Here is a 19504-nt window from a genome sequence, read left to right as displayed (position 1 = left end):
ACAAGATTTCGTATCTTTAGGTTGATTAAGTGACGTTGAATCTACTTCTTCAAAAACTGCCGTATGAAGCAGTGGGAGGAGCGAGTAAGGCACGAGAAACCGCAGCGATTTGTAGAGCAGAATTTGCTCTTCACATAAACGTAGTCGTCTAAGTTGAAGAGCAATATTGTTCTTGATGATCAACTATATACTTAAGTAAATAACTGTGTCGCACAATAGATCAGAGCTGCTGCTAAGCTCATATTGATGACTTTGCCATATCTTTGGAATTGCGATTGAAGTAGCTTTCCTGCAACGGCCCAGACTACGTTGCTAAGAAGTGCGATCAAAGCAAGAATGAGGCTAGTCGCTAAGATCCAGTAGATATTCTGAGTGTGGGGCAGTACGAACGTAGAGATAGAGGTAATTCCATAAAGAATGATTTTCACATTAACGAACTGCAAACCGAAACCTGTTAAGAAACTGATACCTTTAGAATTATCCGGTGAAGTTTTGATCTCACTCGTAGCAAGCCCCCAAGCCAACCAAACAATATAAGCTGCTCCAATCCATGTTAGCCAAGGTGTAATCACGGGCAAGAGGCTGATCATGTTATACGTGAAAGCGCCACAAAGTAGCATCAAAACAACATAGCCACAAAACATCCCCGAAATCACTTTTGTTGAGCGTTTTAGTCCATATTGCGTCGCGATGCTGAGCGATAAAATGTTGTTTGGCCCTGGTGTAATTGAAGTAATGATTACGTAAGTAAAAAATGCGGTGTAGATGGCGGTCATCTCTATCTCTCCTGTTTTTACTGCACTATACTTCGCTACAATTGATTAAAAAATCGAATAAATTAAAACTTAGACTTTTAATTTATTGAACTGTTGGTTGTGGAGTCTAGTCATGAATCTAAAACGCTTTCTTACTTTTAAAGCTATTGTTGAAGAAGGATCGTTTCTAAAAGCGTCACAGAAGCTTTATTGCACGCAATCAACCGTCACCTTTCAAATCAAGCAGTTGGAACAAGATCTGTCTTTGCAGCTGTTCGAAAAAATAGGGCGTAAGATGGTTTTGACTCAAGCAGGAGAAAAGATACTGCCTTACGTCTATGAACTGGCGCGAGTGATGGAAAATATTGAGGGAACAGCACAGCAAGAAAACTCGGAGCCGACCGGTGAATTGAAAGTGCTGGTTGCTGAGACTCAACTTGCTTATAAGATGGCTAATGTTTTAAAAGAGTTCAGGATCAGAGCGCCCAATGTTCGACTCTCTCTGCAATCACAAAATTGCTATCAGATTCGAGATGAGTTGATAGCGGATAAAGCTGATTTAGGTGTGTTTTATCGAGTTGGTAATGACGATACGCTCAAGGTCCACGAGTTTGAGCACGAGCCACTGGTATTGGTTGCTTCACCGCTTTTAAAAGGGCTAGATTTAAAGAAGAGAGAGCAACATATTGATTTAGGGTTTATAAGCAATGGCCCTAAGTGCCTTTTTCGACAGATGTTTGAGAGCATTATTCAGGAGCGTGATATTAGCATCGACAACATGATCGAACTTAGCAGTATTAATACGATCAAAAACTGCGTTGAGAGTAATATTGGTATCTCTTATTTACCTCGTTTTACGGTTGAAAAAGAGTTGCAAGAGGGCAGTTTACAAGAGCTTGAGTTCACCGAATTTTCACAGATGATCAAGCCACTTTGTGCTTATCATGCTGGGAAGTGTGTGACGCCGGCGATGGAAGTCTTTATTGATTGTATGCGTAACGAGTATGAACGGTTTTCTACTCAGAGCCGGTGATCTTTAATATGTTCTATCTGACATAGTTTCGTTTTTACTCCTTTTTACTTTTTAAGTGGCTACTTCTAATTTATTGATTTTTATTGCTTTGTTGTGAATCCGACTGTTGTGGGATGATAAATGGGATCTGATGTGAAGAGCTATTTATTGACGGAAAGAGATAAGATATAAAAACGACGGCGTGTGATAACTAGATTAGATAAGGTTACATAATTAACAGTGTAATAAATGCCATTCTTTATGGATTATTTTCAACGAGACTTAATTGTTACGGTTCGTTATTATTAACTCGTTAACGCATCCATTGCTAGGAAGTTAACTTACGCATATTGTTTTTTTCATCATTTGCAGCAAATATAATTTGCTGCTTTTTTTTAGCCAAAAAAGTTCAAAGCTTGAACTACAAGCTCTGAACTCTTATTTATACTTAGTGATTTTCTACTTTAATAAGTAAAACACCGTTTAAAAGTATCGCGTAACCTAGTAACTCTAAGCTTTCTTCAACCAAGTTTTTCACGTCTCTATTGTATGAGTTCCCCATGAACTCGACCCAAAAATCACCATACCCTGCAAATCGTGAGAATAAGAAAACAATAAAAAATCCAATCGTTAATGTCGTGAAGCTAGAATGAGAAATGAAAAGTTTTACCTCATTTTTTATGTTAACTATATTATTAAAACAAAAATAACAGACCGAGACTATTATAATCCAAGCAGGATACTTCCATGAACCGTGAGGGAAATACTGCTCTATGTGGTAGTCTATTTCTCTAACGAATATAACCATAAAAAATGAAGACATTATTACTAATATGTGTTTGAGTTCAAGATATTCCTTAGATTTATACAAACACATTAACGATGAAAAAAGCACAAATGCTATTTGAGTCATTTCTATAAGAGAGTTCTCCGATGTGCTTTTGTCCATTTGTACGCTAAAATAAATCGTTGCTAACGTGTAAATAACCAAAAAAATAAGATAAGATATTTTATATACTAACAAACTAGTGACCGAGGTGTGTTTTTCTTTAATATACATCGTAACTTGTATAGGTGATGGATTTGTTAGTATTATAAATCAAGAATGTTTTATATTTAGTGAATTAAGCGCCATTTAGAATGGAACTTAATTCACCTAACATTAAACTCCTATGAATCTTAAATATTCCTGTTTTAACTTATTGATTTTATTTGATGTTTTATTTGCTGTTAATTTTTGGTTAAATAGAATCACCTAGCTTTTATTGAAATGCTTTTCCCATATTGGTGGTATGCCAATTTCTTCTTGAACGATATCAATGAATGCCCTAACCAATGGTGATTGCTGACGGTGTGAGTACATGGCATAAATATCACCAAAATCTTGAGTTTCATATTCTGGTAAAAGTTGAACTAAATTAGAAGACTCTAGGTTGTTAGGGAGCATAAATTGACCTATAAGTGCTGCGCCCAGACCTGACTTTACGCTTTCAATTATTAGCTCAGCTTCATTGACCATGTATGACCCTGATATTGGGTATGTATCTAAACCATCTGATTTTGCTTTGTCGTAGAATTTAAGTTTATCGACAATAAAATTACCATTTGAATAAATAATAAAAGGTAGCTTAACTAACTCATCAGGCGTTTCTGGGTTACCATGTTTTTCAATTAAATTTCGAGAAGCAATGATTGCAGTCGTATTTTTTGCTAATTTTCTTGCTACCATTGATGAATCCCTCATAGGTCCGATTCGAAAAGCAATATCAAAATTACTTCTAATCACGTCTACATGAAGATCATCTAGCATTAGTTCAACACTTGCTTTTGGGTACTTATGTAAAAACTTCTCTATCGAAGGTTGTAGATAGAGTTTTCCAAATAATGTTGAGCTTGAAATTCGTACTTTCCCTGAAGGCTCAGTCTGAAAGTTCTCCGCTATTTGTTGAGTATCATCAAGGAGTTGAGATATTTGGTCTGCTTTTTCTACTATTTGCTTGCCGACTTGTGTTAATGAAAGAGAGCGAGTCGTTCTGTTTAATAGCCTAACGCCTAAGTGCTCTTCTAACTGCTTGATGTGTTTAGACAAAACAGAGCGGTCGATATTCATCCCATCTGCTGCTTTTGCAAAAGATCCAGCTTTAGAGACTTCTAAAAGCAGGTGTAGTTTATTTGCTAAATCCACAATGTTTATCCACGTTAGATATTAGCGTATTAGTTTCATGTATAACTTCTGCTCTGTCTAGAAATTATTAATATACTTAATAACCAAAAGAAAAGGGAGCAATAGCTCCCTTTAGTATGAATTTAAATGAGTATTTATATTATGGTTATAGTGTTTGACGTTTTTTGTTTCGACTCACTAACATGTAAAAAACAGGTGTGAGTAGTAATCCAAATACCGTTACGCCTACCATACCCGAGAATACAGCAATACCCATTGCTTGTCGCATTTCCGCTCCGGCCCCTGTACCAATCATTAATGGAATAACACCAGCGGTAAATGCAATTGATGTCATTAGAATCGGTCGAAGACGTAAACGACATGCTTCCAAAATCGCTGATAAGGTATCTTGGCCATTGTCTTTAAGTTCTTTAGCGAACTCCACCATCAAGATGGCATTTTTACACGCTAGAGCCACAAGGACAATCAAAGCAATTTGTGTGAATATATTGTTGTCACCACCAATGAACCAAACACCTGCTAGTGCAGAAAAAATGGTCATAGGAACGATCAAAATGATAGCGAATGGTAGTTTTAAACTCTCGTACTGCGAAGCTAGCACCATGAAAACTAACAAAACAACAAGTGGGAATATATACACCATCGTGTTACCAGCCAAAATCTGCTGGTAGGTTACATCAGTCCATTCATAAACCATTCCCTCTGCTAGGTTTTGATCCAGTACTTCCTCAATAGCCGTTTGGGCTTGGTCAGAACTGTAACCAAAAGCAGGACTGCCGTTTAGTTCTGCACTAGGGTAGCCGTTATAGTGCATCACGCGGTCAGGCCCAATCGTGGGTATGATCTCCAGTACAGCGCCGAGAGGAACCATTTGTCCGGCAGCATTTCTTACTTTGTAGTTAAGTATTTGGTCAGGTTCGAGACGATAGTTCATGTCTGCCTGGGCATTCACTTTGTATGTTCTACCAAACATATTGAAGTCATTGACGTATAATGATCCTAAATAAACTTGAAGCGCATCAAAAACCTGCTCTAGAGGAACACCTTGCAGCATCGCTTGTTCACGATCTATTTGGATGTCCATCTGCGGCACTTGTATACGAAATGTGGAATATAATCCCATCAGCTCGGGTCTTGTTGATGCCTCACTTATTACCAAGTTCAATTGCTTGAAGAGCTCATCAAACCCCTTGTTCGCACGGTCTTCGATTTGAAGTTTAAAGCCGCCAGTAGAGCCAAGTCCTTGGATTGGTGGTGGTGGAAAAATCGCAACGAAGGCTTCATCAATGATTGAAAAGCTCTTATTCAAAGATGCAACAATCGCATTTGCTCCGAGAGTTGGATCATTTCGTTTATCGAAGTCCTCAAGCGTAACAAAAACGATGCCACTATTCGGACTGTTAGTAAAACCATTGACCGATAAGCCTGGGAAAGAAATGGTTTGTGCTACGCCAGGTGTTGCCAGCGCGAGGTTTTCCATTTCTTTAATAACGGACTCTGTTCGATCTAAACTTGCTGCATCTGGAAGTTGGGCGATCGCAACTAAATACTGCTTATCTTGTTGAGGAATGAATCCTCCAGGAACAGCTTTGAATAGAGAAACCGTTCCCCCGAGTAACGCAATGTATACCACCACAACAACAAGGCTAAAGCGAATCAGCTTCTTGACCAGAGCTTGATATTGGTTCGAGCTATACTCAAAAATTCTATTGAATGGCGCAAAAACATACTTACCAAAAACCGCATCCAAGAGTTTGGTTAGCCGATCGGGTTTTGCGTTCTTATCTTGTAATAGCAGTGCTGATAAAGCAGGCGATAACGTCAACGAGTTAATTGCTGAAATAATCGTCGAGATCGTAATTGTTAGTGCGAACTGCTTATAAAACTGACCGGATAACCCTGTAATAAAGGTTGTCGGGATAAACACCGCACATAACACTAATGCAATTGCAATAATTGGCCCGGTAACTTCGGTCATTGCTTGTTTCGTTGCTTCTAGTGGTGCAAGACCATTATGGATGTTCCGTTCCACGTTTTCGACGACGACAATGGCGTCATCGACGACGATGCCTATGGCGAGAACAAGTCCAAACAACGAAAGTGTGTTAATCGATACTCCGAGCATTTGCATTACAGCGAACGTACCGATTAATGAAACAGGCACCGCAATGATAGGGATGATAGACGCGCGCCATGTTTGCAAAAACAGAATAACTACGACAACAACAAGTACAATTGCCTCTAGCAGAGTATGAACCACCGCGTCTATCGAACCACGAACAAAGACGGTCGGGTCGTAGGCTATTTCATATGAAACTCCAGCTGGAAAGGCTGCTTGTAAACGGTCCATGGTTGAACGAACCTGATTAGATAGCTCAATAGCATTAGCACCAGGGCGTTGGAATACGGGCATCGCCACCGCTGGTTTACCATTTAACAAGGCGCGCAGTGCATAAGAGTTTTGACCTAGCTCTACGCGTGCAACGTCTTTAAGACGTGTCAAAGCCCCTGTTTCGTCAACTTTTACGACAATGTCGTTGAATTCATCAATATTCTCCAAGCGGCCTTTTACGTTCAACAAAACTTGGAATTGGTTTTCATTAGCGGCTGGTTGCGCACCTAATGAGCCTGCTGCCACCTGTTGGTTTTGAGATCGGACGGCGGAGACAACGTCCATTACGGTTAGATTTCTAGAAGCGAGCTCATCTGGATTTAACCACAAGCGCATTGAGTACTCGTCACCACCGAAAAGGCGCACATCACCAACGCCTCCGAGCCGAGCTATCTCATCTTTCAAGTTTAAATTAGCGTAGTTAGCTAAATAACTGACTTCACGGCTAGAATCTGGAGAATATATATGCACAACCATGGTGAGATCAGGAGAGGCTTTTTCGGCAACAACTCCTAACCGTTGGACGGCTTCTGGTAATCGAGGCAAAGCTGTAGTGACGCGGTTTTGAATTTGAACCTGAGCTTTGTCCAAGTCCGTACCCAAAGCAAAGGTTACGGTCAATGTCATTCTGCCGTCACTGGTTGCCTGCGAAAACATATATAACATGTTTTCTGTACCATTAATTTCTTGCTCCAGAGGCGTAGCAACTGTTTCTGCGATTACTTTTGGGTTCGCACCAGGATAGTTTGCTGTAACTACGACTGTAGGAGGGACAACCTCTGGATATTCACTCACAGGCAACTGTAAAAGTGAAATTGCGCCTACTATTAATATCAATAGCGATAACATAGAGGCAAATATGGGTCTTTGAATAAAAAAGTGTGCAAATTTCATTCGGTTGTCTTCTTAGTCTTGAGCTAAACGTTTGTTTGGCAACGATGTTAAGTTTGAAGCCATAATCAATGAAGTATTGCTAATATCTAGCGTGACATTTTTTGGTTTGACTTTGCTATTTGGGCCAACTTTTGCTGGGCCATTTACCGCAATAATTGAGTCGGCGTTCAAGCCATTCTCGATAGCACGAAATGTTCCGTAACGTTCGCCTAAGGTTACGATGCTGTATTGCAACGTATTCTCTTCATTGAGTGTTAATACAAAGCGGTTTTCTAGATCTGTGCCAATAGAACGCTCTGGAACGAGAACTCGTTCAACTGGTTTGGTTGTTGATATCTGAACTCGGCCAAACGATCCCACTTTTAAGTTTGATTTTGTTGCATCGAATACCGCTCGAACCTGCAAAGTACCGGTGTTTTCGTTGATGGAGTTGTCGACAAAGTCAACGCGTCCAAAAAATTCCTGCCCATTTTGTCCAGATAGTTCAAGACGAGTAGGTAAGTTAGAGTCGGCATTGATTGTCGAGAAGTAACGGTTCCAAGTTCGCTCATCGACATCAAAGTATGCATATACCTGATCGTTAGAGACAATGTTTGATATAACGCTTTGATTTGCGTTTACATTGTTTCCTTTAGTAATGAATGCTCTTGAAATAGTGCCGCTAATAGGGGCATATATCTTCGTAAACTCAAGATCTAACTTTGCGGATTCTAACTGAGCACGCAAGGCCATTAGTTCTGCAGAGCGTTGTTTTACTGCGGTATCTCGGGCCTCTGCTTGTTCCGCTGAGATGGCCTTTCGCTTAACAAGTTGAGCGGCTCTCTTTTGTTCGTTTGCTGCTTGCTCTAGCGCAGCTCGAGCACTCTTAACTTGCGCTTCAAGTCGTGAGACCTGAGCTTTGAAGGTTCGATCATCAAGAGTGACGAGTAAGTCGCCTTTGTTGACACTCTGTCCGTCTTTGAACTCTACCGTTTCAATAACTCCGGAAACGCGTGGCATTAAAGAAACTTTCTCTGGTGCTTGAAGCCTTGTTGTAAAGGTGAACCACGATTGAACGGGCTCATAGATGACTTTGGAGACGTCTATCGTAGGTAAGGGAGTATTAGGTTGTTTGGTTATCTCTTCGTCTGCACAAGCAGCTAAAACGGATAAAAGGCCAATGCCGAAAACTTTCTTTAACATTTGTCGCGCCCTAAATGATTCTGTTCATACTAAAAGGAACGGCATTGTATTCATTGTACCTATGGGTAAATAGGCCCTCATCGAACATAGAGTAGTGATAAAAATGCACGATTAAATATTGGTCAAAATGCTCACTTTTTGGTTTGAAAAAGGTCAGTTTAGGGTTTTAAAGACGTGGAGTATTGTTAAATGTAATAAGCCATAATAAATAGGAATAACTAAACAGAAGATAAAGATAGCGACGAAAATTAAAGCGTTTTTAATTCGTGCATTATTTGCAATTCACTGATGCAATTTGAACCATAAAAAATTGAAATTAATTTTGTAAAATCCATTTCCCATCACATAAAGAATAAAAACTAAATAAGGAATTGTGCAGTGGATCTCGCAAGCCAACTTGAATTACTACTGGATGTCTCTGAATACGGAACTTTTGCTAAGGCTGCTGACAGAAATCATATAGATCGTTCAGCTTTGTCAAAACAGATCAAAAAGCTAGAGGATGAATTGGGCTTACGGCTGTTAAACCGTTCCACGCGTTCGCTATCCCTGACCAATGCAGGTGTTGAGATGGTGGCGCAAGCCAAGAAAGTAAGAGAGGTTCTAACCGAAACTCGTAGTATTGCTGCTACATTTCAGGATGAACCGAAGGGTAACTTGAAAATATCAAGCTCCACTTTCTTTGGCAGAGCATACTTAAATCAGGCAGTTAAAGAGTTTATAAAACAGTACCCAAACATTACTGTAGAGCTGCTGCTCGATGATAATCGAGTCGATGTTATCCACGAAGGTTTTGACGTTGTGTTTCGTATCGGACCAATCCGAGAGTCCAACATGATAGTACGTAAGTTGGCAAGCAATAATATGGCACTGGTTGCATCAAAGAGTTTTATTGACAAGTATGGAACTCCGAGCTCTCCAGAAGAGCTTATAAAAATGCCAGCAGTAATATACTCGAATGCTAACTTTAAGGCGGATAAGCTACGTATAGCGCCAAGCCAGTCATCAAGCGACGTTAGAACGTATAATATCAACGGGCAGTACTTCGTGAATGAAACTGAGTTAATGCTCGATGCCGTAAAATCTGATCTAGGGTATGCTTTAATAGGGCAGTTCTTTCTTCAGGAGAGTTTGAGTAAACAAGATCTTGTACAGTTGCTTCCTGATTATAATCTTCCCGCAATAGGGGAAATATATGCAATGTATACTCACCGAAATCAACAACCATTAGCCAAACTGTTCATTGATACTGTTCAAAAAATAATAGGGACGCCTCCTGTTTGGATGGATTATCTCAACTAATATGAGTACTAGGACATAATGTTTTAGATTGAGGGCTTGTTTATATTTATCCATAGAATATGGTTGAATTTGCACTTTAAAAATAATTGCCACTGTTCATAATTTCACTCGATTCAAACAACACAAGTAGTGGTAATTAAATGAAAATGACAAGAACGTCGATCGCAATCGCAGCACTTTTCTCTGCAAGTGCTGCAAATTCAGCCGTAGTTTATGAAGATCAAGAATCAGTGTTAAATATTCATGGCCGAGCGCAAGGGATGTATTATTTCTCTGATGATAAAAATGCTGACGGAGATAATAGCTACATTCGTGTAGGACTTTCAGGTGAGTCTAAAATAAATGAAGATCTTTATGCCTTCGGCTTATATGAGTTGGAATTTAAGTCTAATCGCAGAGATGCTGATGGGATTGAAGATGATGAATTTGATATCCGAAAAGGCTATGTAGGAGTTGGTGCAGATTACGGAACAGTAAGTTATGGACGTCAATACGGTGCGGTCACTTTAGTATCTGACTACACGGATATTTTCCCGGAGTTTGGTAATGAAGCTGCTGGTGTAAGTGCGGATCTATATGGTACCGGTCGCTCCGATTCAGTATTTAAGCTAACGACAAGCTATGAAGGTTTGAATATTCATGTTAGCTATCAGGCTGAAAACGATGAAGTGTCAACAGATGCAGCCTCTTATGGTGCGGCGGCGGACTACAAGTTGCCATATGGCTTCAAAGTTGCGCTTGGTTACAACGAAGGTGAAGGGCAATCGGGTGCAGAAGATGCAGAGCTGCTAACGGGTGCTATTGCATTTGAATACGACAAGTTTTATGCCTCTGTTTTATACAGTGATGGTGAAAACTGGGCTAAAGATGGTTCTGAAAGTAATATTGATTACACCGGTATTGAAGCAGTTGCCACTTATGAAGTAACAGATAAGCTTTGGGCACTAGTTGGCTATAACAATCTAGAGCGTGATGATGAAGACGTCGTCGATTACTACTCACTAGGTGCAGAGTACGATTTGACTTCTAATTTTAAAGCACTAGCAGAATACAGAATTACAGATGTAGACAATGAAGACGATATTCTTGCAATAGCTGCGAGATATTCATTCTAAAAAATTAATAAATATAAAAAGCCTGAAACTATTTTCAGGCTTTTTTATTTATCGGTGTAATTTTATAAGTGCTGATTTTCATCCATATATAATGGATTATATTGATCGTTACTTGTTTAAGTGTTTTGAATATAATGGCTTTGTTAGCTAGTCCACTGCTAGTTTTCATTTTCATATTTTTTGAATGATGATTTTTTTCTTTGGCAACAAGAAGTATCTTGTTGCCTTTTTTTATTTTCACGCTTTATGGTTAATTAAAACAAAAAGAGTTTTTTTATATATTGCTATAAACGAGAAAAATATAACGAAAGTTGTCAATCTTAGATTGAGTTAATCTTCATAAAAAAGTGAACTCAATTTCAAGGGTCTTTTTCATTTAAGTGATGTGGAATCCATATGGCGAACCAAGTGAATGATAAAGCGCCAAACGACGAAATGTATCTCAATGAAGATTGGAAAAATTATTTTTATGTAAACGATAGAGGTAGGGATTGATACTGTTTATGTAAGGAGAGAGCGATTTATGAAAAGCAGTCGTTTCAATGTGATTAGACACCTTTACTTTCTTAAAATAGGAAGGGCTCTAAGAAAGTAAAGGTGCAGATGATTTTTTAGTTTTTACCGCCGTCACTTGTTCTGAAGTGATAATCGAAGTTTATGATTGCACGATATTTAACTTCATCACGGTTAAGTGCGTATTCTTCAACTCTCACCTTACTATCATCGATTGCAATATCACGAGGGAAACCGCTTCCAATGATGTTTAGACGATTTCTAAGTTCATGTTTTGATAGCGTTTGGTATTCATCGGCAAGATCAAACGCAGAGCTATAAGCGGCATCTTTTGTCGTAAAGTCATTGAGAACAACTTTGTTTGTAGAGTGTTCGACATGAATACCAGCAGTAGCAGATAAACTGAATAATAATAGTGATGAGAGCGTCATTAGTTTTTTCATATAGTCACCTTTTTATTTGTATTACAAAGTCAAGATGTCCAACGAATCCTTGTTAATATCTCTCGACAAAGGTGATAGTGCCATTATAGAAATGTGCTGTACATCACATTTGTGACCATTGACTATGGAAGAATTGTCAACAATAAAACTCAAGCACTTTTGACATTACGGTCAATGTGAAAAAGCGAATATCTGTATGGTTTCGTTAATAATTAAACCACTCTCGGAAACGCTGACTATTCAGTCAAAGCGTATGTTTCTTGTCGTTATAGTGACCTGCCTACAACTTAATCACTTAATGCATGCAATTCAATTGCAATGGCTTGGTATAGATTTTCATTCAGATCTTCCAGCTTAGTAACGATCCTACAAATTCTAGTGATTAAAAAGTCATTATTTGTGGTTTTTTATTCTATTGTCGTGTATAAAAAAACTTTACAACAAATGATAAAGGAATATCCATGAAAAAGTTATTGTGTTTTGCTGCACTGGGGTTAGCTGTTTCGACGACGGTTAATGCAGACCCAATTTTAGACGACATCAAAAGTACAGGGGAGCTAAAAGTCTGCTTTGATTCTGGGTATATGCCTTTTGAAATGACAGCAAAAAATGGGCAGTACATTGGGTTTGATATCGATTTGGGTAAGCAAATGGCGCGTGCCATGGATGTTAAGTTTGTGCCGGTAAACACTTCATGGGATGGCATTATCCCAACACTGTTGACTGGTAAGTGTCACATGATTATGGGCGGGATGACTATCACACCTATGCGAAATACTCAGGTGAATTTCGCTGATCCCTATGTGGTTATTGGCCAATCCATTCTCGTAGATCTCAAACATGAAGGTAAAGTGTCTAGTTACCGTGATCTCAATAGTCCAGAATATGTTGTTGCAACTAAGCTTGGGACAACGGGTGAGCAAGCGGTAAAACGATACCTTCCGAAAGCTAAGATAAATCTATACGAAACCCAGTCTGAAGCGGTACTTGAGGTTGCCAACGGAAAGGTAGATGCGTTTGTTTATGACTTTCCTTACAACTCTATTTATGTGGCGGAAAACAAAGGGCAGTTAATGCACTTGGCTAAACCGTTTACTTACGAGCCTTTGGGTTGGGCTGTGCCGCAAGGAAATCCAGATACGCTTAACTTCTTAAACAACTATTTACGTCAAATTAAGGGCGATGGAACTTACGATCGCATTTACGATAAGTGGTTTAACGACGATAAATGGTTAAAGCAAGTTAAGTAATCATTTTGTTATTGTAGAGGAGCGGCTAGCTTCTGGCTCGGTTCATCGCCAACCAAACGGTTCGCGCTGTGAAGCTAACGCTTTTCTTTATTCAAATACCCAACCAACTTTAATCAAAGTCATTCTCGGAATCACATGCAAAATAACTTTAAATCCCTATTGTGGAACGCTGTTTTTGTTCTTGTTTTGCTATCAATTTGCGGTCTTGTCTATCTGTCAGGTAAGCGAATCGATTACAGCTGGAATTGGGAGCGTGTCCTTCCTTATATTGCCACTAACGCTGCTTCATCCATTACCGCGCCTGTCGATGGGAACATCATTCTCGACGAGAATAACCAACTGGCTCTGGAGAGTATTCATGGTGATATTGTTCTTGAACTAAGCCAATATAAGTCTGTGGACGTCTATGAAGGTGATCTTATTTTTGAAGGAGATACCTTAGCAACTATAAAAGAGTGGCGCTTTGGCCCAATTTTAGATGGTGTTGTGACGACCATTAAAATCTCACTCTGGTCACTTATCATTGCTCTAGCGTTGGGCTTAGTTGTCGGACTAATGCGTATATCCAGCAATCCGGCATTAAAAAAGCTGGCGCTTGTGTATGTCGAGGTTATTCGTGGAACGCCTCTTTTAGTACAGATTTTTATCGTTTACTTCTTTATTGGTACTGTGCTTGACCTTGAGCGTTTTACTGCGGGAGTGATAGCGCTCTCCGTGTTTACCGCTGCTTATGTCGCAGAAATTGTGCGGTCAGGAATCCAGTCAATCCCAAGAGGACAAATGGAAGCGGCGCGTTCACTAGGAATGAATTATCCCAAAGCGATGATTTATGTCATTTTACCTCAAGCGTTTAAGCAGACATTACCTCCCTTAGCCGGGCAGTTTATCAACCTGATAAAAGATTCCTCACTCGTCTCCGTGATTTCGATTACTGATCTGACAAAAGCGGGCAGGGAAGTCGTAAGTGGTAGTTTTGCCCCATTTGAAGTTTGGTTTACCGTTGCGGCCCTTTATTTGCTTCTAACTAGTACCTTATCTTGGGCAATACAAACGTTAGAAAAGAAATTGGCAGCAAGTGATTAATGGTGGAGTCATTAATGGAATACATTATTTCAGCAAAAACAATTAATAAAATTTACCCTAATGGCTGCCATGCGCTCAAGGAGGTATCGGTAAATGTAGAAAAAGGGGAAGTGATTGTCATCGTAGGACCGTCAGGTTCTGGTAAGTCAACATTCTTACGGACGATCAATCAATTAGAGACAATAAATAGTGGGTCTATAATCGTAGATGGTATCGATATGTACCACAAATCTACGGATATCAATAAACTACGCGCTGATGTGGGCATGGTATTTCAAGGCTTCAACCTTTTTCCACATAAAACGGCGATAGAGAACGTCATGTTAGCACCTTTAAAGGTTTCTAAACGTGACCCTGAATCGGTGAAGAAAGAAGCAAAAGATTTGCTTTATAAAGTCGGTCTGTCGGAGAGAATGGATAATTATCCTAATCATTTATCAGGTGGACAGCAGCAGCGCGTCGCAATCGCTCGTGCGTTAGCAATGAAGCCCAACATTATGTTGTTTGATGAACCCACATCAGCACTAGACCCTGAAATGGTTGGAGAAGTTCTTGATGTGATGAAAGATTTGGCCAAGGACGGAATGACCATGGTCGTGGTTACTCATGAAATGGGTTTCGCAAAAGAGGTCGCTGATAGGGTGTTGTTTATGGAAGGTGGTGAGCTTTTGGTTTCTGACTCTCCTGAGCGATTTTTTGATAACCCCTCCAATCCTAGATTGCAGAAATTTTTATCTAAGGTCTTATAATAAAAAGAAAATTTGATTGAGGGTTAGCCCCTCAATCACTTCATGCACTATTGTGGCTCGTAACGTTCGCCTCGCCGAGAGACATAGATAATGGGCTTTTTACTCGAAGTTAATGGCGATAACATTAGCTTGGTCCGAATGAAAGGTCTGGTAAATACTAGAGTGTTTAATCAGCCATTAAGTTTTTGTTCACTTTAAACATAACAATTTCATTTTGAATTGATAAAAATTGTGTTTGAATAGAGCTTATGGATGTTTGGCGGTATGGATGTCTAAATGAAGAAAGTAACAATTTTAGATGGTGGCATGGGGCGAGAGTTGAAACGTATTGGCGCCCCTTTTTCTCAGCCGCTTTGGAGTGCACAAGCGCTAATTGAATCACCACAACATGTAAAAATGGCCCATGTGAATTTCATAGACGCTGGCGCAGAGATTATCACTGTCAACAGTTATGCATGTGTCCCATTTCACTTAGGCGAGGAACTCTATGCAAAACGGGGGACTGAGTTAGCAAAATCTGCAGCTAAAATTGCCAGAGATGTAGTCACCAGCTCTAACGATAGAGTGCTCGTTGCGGGCTCTCTTCCTCCTGTAATGGGGTCTTACAGGCCTGAATTATTCGAGCCGAAAAGGGCACTGGAAGTGGCTTCTGAGTTATTTGAAGCTCAAGATCAATATGTTGATATTTGGTTAGCTGAGACCGTGTCTAGCCTCGCTGAAGTTGAAGTTCTATCAATAATTTTAGCCAAAACAGATAAGCCCAATTATATTGCTTTCACCTTAATGGACGAGCCTAACTCTTTGCCTCGTCTTCGCTCAGGGGAATCTCTTAAAGTCGCGGTTAATACGCTGTTGAAAACAAATGTTTCAGGTATCTTTTTCAATTGCTCTATTCCTGAAGTTGTCGAGCAAGCGATCATAGATACACAAGCAGTATTGAGTGAGTCAGGTAGAGAATTGACGATAGGTGTTTTCGCAAATAGCTTTGCTCCGATAAAGCAAGCGCACCAAGCCAACGAGACCATTCAGGAAGTTCGTCATTTCTCTCCGACTGAATATCTTGAGTATGCTAAAAAGTGGCATGCGCAGGGAGCAAGCATTATTGGTGGTTGCTGTGGGATTGAACCACGTCATATTAAATTGCTAGCGACTTGGAGAGACACTCTCGAAAACGCCTAATTTTGGTGAAGCGCAGGGAAGTATGGCAAGAGGTTTTGTTTTTCATTCATCGTTATAGACAAAATAAAGGTCTTTCGTATCTGGCAAAGTAACAAGATGCTTTAACTTGCTCATTACTTTGCCAGTTTGCCTCGAGATCTTTATTAATTATTTTTGGTTCAGATTAACGACAATCTTTCCAACTGTTCTCTGATTTCGCATGTCCAAGAGTGCGTTACCTACATCCTCTAAGCCGATGACCTTCAGTTTCGGTACTTCCAATTCTCCATTTTCTAATAGCTCAGACACTTCCTTTCCGGCATTAACGATACTTGCAAACCCTCTCTCGCCAAAGACATGACCAGAGCCCAAACTTATTTGGTGGAAGCCCAAGCCTTTTAAGAAGGCATCTGGATATTGAGAAGGGTCGACAGTCTTGACGAGCTCCACCATTTCTCCCTCAAAGGTTAACACCGAGGCTGCAATTCGGTCGTTATCACCGCCTACACAATCGAGTGCAACCTCAACGCCATGATTTCCGGTAATGTCCATTACTCGCTGAACTACATCTTCATGATGATAATCAATCATATGGGTTGCTCCTAACGAGGACAAATATGCGTGATTAGCTTCTGAACTAGTAGCAATGATCTGTTCAACACCAAATGTCTTTGCTAACTGAATAGCAAAGCTTCCAACGCCGCCAGCACCTCCGGCGATAAAAATGCTGCTTCGATTTGAAATATCGAGCTTGTCTACCAAAGCGCGATATGCTGTCCAGGCTGCGCAAGGTGTGGATGCTGCCACTTCAACTGAAACCTGAGGGTGCTTTATGAGCGTTCTTGAATCATGGATAGCAAATTCAGCGAATCCACCGTGATGGCGTCTCATGTTTCCGTGATACAACACTTTATCGCCAACCTTCCAATCAACGACCGCATCGCCTACAGAGACTATTTCTCCTGATACGTCTAACCCGCCAACAAAATTGTTATCCATGTTAGTGACCATGTCTGACCAATAATGAATTTTTGCATCGACAGGGTTCAAACCAACAGCGTTAACTTTAACCAATACATCAAATTGGGTTTCTAGTTTTGGTGTAGGTAATTCGGATAAAGAGAAAGTATCGTTATCTCGTTGGTAAGTTATCGCTCTCATAGGTTTCCTCATTATTAAGAATGGTCGAAAGTCATACTAGCTCAGAGCGTGGTGCTGCAATAATTATCGTTTTTTCTTATTTTGATAATTTTAGGTTATGTTTGATAAAAAGGATTCGAGATGCTCTGAAATTATCATCGACAACCAGTCTGCATAGCTAACGACATGTAACTTTATGATAAGTAATGACTAGTTTTATTATTCCATTTTTATGGAAATACTTTGTTGATCTTTTGTTTTGCGACTCTATAATTCCAGAAATGTCGAAATAAAGGCTTGTCTATCAGGTAAGCTTGTTAGCGAAAAATGACGAGGAGAGTAAATGTGAATACAGAAATTATAACTATGGCTAAAGAAGCGCTGGATATGTTTGCGTTTCTAGCAACCGAACTTATCATCTTATTTCTGGCAATTAGCTACATTGTCGGTGTGTTGCAAGATTTTCTAACGCCAGAAAAAATTCAATCTATTCTCAGCTCGAAAAAGGGTAAAGGTTACTTCATTGCTGCGTTGCTAGGTTCGATTACGCCTTTCTGTTCGTGTTCGACCATTCCTTTCTTAAAAGGCTTGTTGCGTGCAAGAGCAGGTTTTGGACCTATGATGGTGTTCCTATTTGCAAGCCCGTTGCTTAACCCAGTGATTATTGGCTTGTTTGTGGTGACTTTTGGTTGGAAAGTTGCGGTATTTTACTTTGCTATTGCGATGTCAGTATCAGTGGTAGCAGGCTATGTACTTGAAAAACTAGGGTTTGAACGTTACGTCAAACCAGAAGCATATCAAGCGGTAGGTTCTTCTTCGTGCGGTACTTCTTGTGGCGATTCAAGCAAGAAAAAAGAAGAAGCGAGACCAGCATCAATCTGTGGTACCAGCGCCTGCAATGAACCTACGCCAGTTGCGGCGAAAACATCTTGCTGTGGTGATGCACCAAAACCTGAACCTAAAGTGGAAGTGTCTTGCTGCTCATCAGACGGTAGTGCAACAGCGACAGTCTTGGAAGAGAAAGAACCTAGCCGCTGGGCACGTATTTGGCAATCAACTTGGAAAGACTTTAAGCAAGTGTTCCCTTATCTCATGATGGGCATTGCGATTGGTTCATTTATCTATGGCTTCATCCCGACGGAGTTCATTGCGGAGTTCGCTGGTGAAGCGAAGTGGTACGCGATTCCGGTCGCAGCAATCATTGGTATTCCATTGTACATCCGTGCAGAGGCGGTCATTCCACTTAGCGCGGCACTAGTACAAAAAGGTATGGCTCTTGGATCTGTTATGGCGCTTATTATTGGTAGTGCTGGCGCAAGTCTTACAGAAGTGATTTTGTTGAAATCAATTTTTAAGAACCAAATGATCGCTGCCTTCCTAATCGTTATCTTAACGATGGCCATGGGAGCGGGTTACTTATATACGTGGGCTTTTTTATAAAAATAACCCTCGGGCGATTGCTCGAGGGCTCTGTTTTTGTCGCCATATAGGGAAAGGGAAGTTTCCTATACCGCGCAGGCAATAAAAAGATAAAGAGGTTACTCGTAAATACTATAGGAGAAATACTTGCTGGCGATGGTTTTATGCTTACCGCTCTGGATCAATTTTTGTATTCCGCTATCGAGTAATGCTTTTAATTCTTTGTCTTGTTTTCTCACTGCTACGCCAATGCCACGGCCGAACCACTTTTCCTCTGTAAACGCTGGTCCAGTAAAGTGATAGCCTTCACCTTGTGCAGTTTCAAGAAAACCAGCACTTAAACCGATTGAGCCGCCAAATACAGCATCTAACCGTCCATTGAGTAGATCGGTAAATGCCTCATCGAACGTACCATAACGACGAATATCAATATCTGGATACAAGGCAGAAAGGTACTTATCACCAATTGTGGCTCTTTGAACTCCAATAGATAAACGATTTAGGCTGCCGTCATCCATGTTGATTTCTCTATCATTTTTCATTACAAAACGAGTCGGTACTTTTGCATAAGGGACGGTGAAATCGACTTTCTTTTCTCGTTCTTCTGTGATTGTCATTGCAGCAATAATCGCATCGTTCTTGCGACTAAGGAGAGAAGGGATGATGCCATCCCAATCCATTTTTGAGATAACGCACTTTACTTCTAACTCTTTGCATAACGCGTTAGCGAGGTCGACTTCAAACCCTTCTAGCTTTCCCTCTTTTGTCGTCCAGCTAAATGGGGGGTAAGCCCCTTCAACAGTGAAGCGAATTTGTTTCCACTCTTTCGCATGGCTGAAAACTGAAAATAAGCTAATAAACAATACGACTATCCATTTCATAAACGTTTCCTTGTAACTATTTGGAAACCAA

15 protein-coding genes are annotated in these 19504 nt (G+C 40.1%); 8 read left to right on the top strand and 7 right to left on the bottom strand.

Annotated features, from left to right (window positions below; translation table 11 throughout):
* Positions 1-191: 191 nt before the first annotated feature.
* A complete protein-coding gene (eamB, locus tag R7Q48_RS17665; RefSeq protein ID WP_047102681.1) occupies positions 192-776 on the bottom strand; it encodes a cysteine/O-acetylserine transporter in 585 nt (194 codons plus the stop codon).
* A 112-nt stretch (positions 777-888) separates the two neighbouring features.
* Between eamB and R7Q48_RS17660 the strand changes: the two genes are divergently transcribed.
* Positions 889-1788: a LysR family transcriptional regulator gene (locus tag R7Q48_RS17660; RefSeq protein ID WP_137282042.1), complete on the top strand. Its 900-nt coding sequence runs from the start codon at positions 889-891 to the stop codon at positions 1786-1788.
* Positions 1789-3022: 1234 nt separating this feature from the next.
* On the opposite strand, the gene R7Q48_RS17655 is transcribed toward R7Q48_RS17660, so the two are convergent.
* From R7Q48_RS17655 to R7Q48_RS17645, 3 genes are all read right to left on the bottom strand, one after another.
* Positions 3023-3952 carry a LysR family transcriptional regulator gene (locus R7Q48_RS17655; RefSeq protein ID WP_025768139.1) on the bottom strand — a complete coding sequence of 310 codons (930 nt, stop codon included), beginning with the start codon at positions 3950-3952 and terminating at the stop codon, positions 3023-3025.
* Between the two features lie 145 nt (positions 3953-4097).
* Positions 4098-7238, bottom strand: coding sequence for an efflux RND transporter permease subunit (locus R7Q48_RS17650; RefSeq protein ID WP_005377311.1), 3141 nt, complete (start codon positions 7236-7238; stop codon positions 4098-4100).
* Between the two features lie 12 nt (positions 7239-7250).
* The gene (locus tag R7Q48_RS17645) at positions 7251-8420 is read right to left on the bottom strand and encodes an efflux RND transporter periplasmic adaptor subunit (RefSeq protein ID WP_130546099.1); all 1170 of its coding nucleotides are present in this window, start codon (positions 8418-8420) and stop codon (positions 7251-7253) included.
* 378 nt (positions 8421-8798) lie between these two features.
* On the opposite strand from R7Q48_RS17645, the gene R7Q48_RS17640 reads away from it, so the two are divergent.
* Entirely contained in the window at positions 8799-9722 is a 924-nt protein-coding gene (locus R7Q48_RS17640; RefSeq protein ID WP_005377321.1) for a LysR family transcriptional regulator, read from the top strand.
* Positions 9723-9862: 140 nt separating this feature from the next.
* On the top strand, positions 9863-10837 hold the full coding sequence (locus R7Q48_RS17635; protein WP_005377322.1) for a porin: 975 nt from the start codon (positions 9863-9865) through the stop codon (positions 10835-10837).
* Between the two features lie 611 nt (positions 10838-11448).
* Here R7Q48_RS17635 and R7Q48_RS17630 read toward each other — a convergent pair.
* Entirely contained in the window at positions 11449-11793 is a 345-nt protein-coding gene (locus tag R7Q48_RS17630; protein WP_256903297.1) for a DUF3316 domain-containing protein, read from the bottom strand.
* A 461-nt stretch (positions 11794-12254) separates the two neighbouring features.
* On the opposite strand from R7Q48_RS17630, the gene R7Q48_RS17625 reads away from it, so the two are divergent.
* The 4 genes from R7Q48_RS17625 to R7Q48_RS17610 all read left to right on the top strand — a co-directional run bounded on the left by R7Q48_RS17625 (position 12255) and on the right by R7Q48_RS17610 (position 16054).
* On the top strand, positions 12255-13043 hold the full coding sequence (locus R7Q48_RS17625) for a transporter substrate-binding domain-containing protein (RefSeq protein WP_005377324.1): 789 nt from the start codon (positions 12255-12257) through the stop codon (positions 13041-13043).
* Between the two features lie 135 nt (positions 13044-13178).
* Positions 13179-14126, top strand: a complete 948-nt coding sequence (locus tag R7Q48_RS17620) for an amino acid ABC transporter permease (protein ID WP_256903298.1) — start codon at positions 13179-13181, stop codon at positions 14124-14126.
* 14 nt (positions 14127-14140) lie between these two features.
* A complete protein-coding gene (locus R7Q48_RS17615) occupies positions 14141-14875 on the top strand; it encodes an amino acid ABC transporter ATP-binding protein (protein ID WP_213894407.1) in 735 nt (244 codons plus the stop codon).
* A gap of 276 nt (positions 14876-15151) precedes the next feature.
* Positions 15152-16054 (top strand): homocysteine S-methyltransferase family protein, encoded by a 903-nt coding sequence (locus R7Q48_RS17610; protein ID WP_213894409.1) that lies wholly within the window; start codon positions 15152-15154, stop codon positions 16052-16054.
* A 147-nt stretch (positions 16055-16201) separates the two neighbouring features.
* Here the strand turns inward: R7Q48_RS17610 and R7Q48_RS17605 are convergent, their stop codons facing one another.
* Positions 16202-17194, bottom strand: a complete 993-nt coding sequence (locus R7Q48_RS17605; RefSeq protein ID WP_213894411.1) for a zinc-binding dehydrogenase — start codon at positions 17192-17194, stop codon at positions 16202-16204.
* Positions 17195-17539: 345 nt separating this feature from the next.
* On the opposite strand from R7Q48_RS17605, the gene R7Q48_RS17600 reads away from it, so the two are divergent.
* Entirely contained in the window at positions 17540-18613 is a 1074-nt protein-coding gene (locus R7Q48_RS17600; protein ID WP_250155405.1) for a permease, read from the top strand.
* Positions 18614-18711: 98 nt separating this feature from the next.
* Here the strand turns inward: R7Q48_RS17600 and R7Q48_RS17595 are convergent, their stop codons facing one another.
* Positions 18712-19473: a transporter substrate-binding domain-containing protein gene (locus tag R7Q48_RS17595; protein WP_005388903.1), complete on the bottom strand. Its 762-nt coding sequence runs from the start codon at positions 19471-19473 to the stop codon at positions 18712-18714.
* Between the last annotated feature and the right edge of the window lie 31 nt (positions 19474-19504).

The sequence above is a fragment of the Vibrio sp. 378 genome (assembly GCF_033339435.1).
Note: the sequence above shows the minus strand (reverse complement) of the source record. Positions and strands in the feature narration are given on the sequence as shown.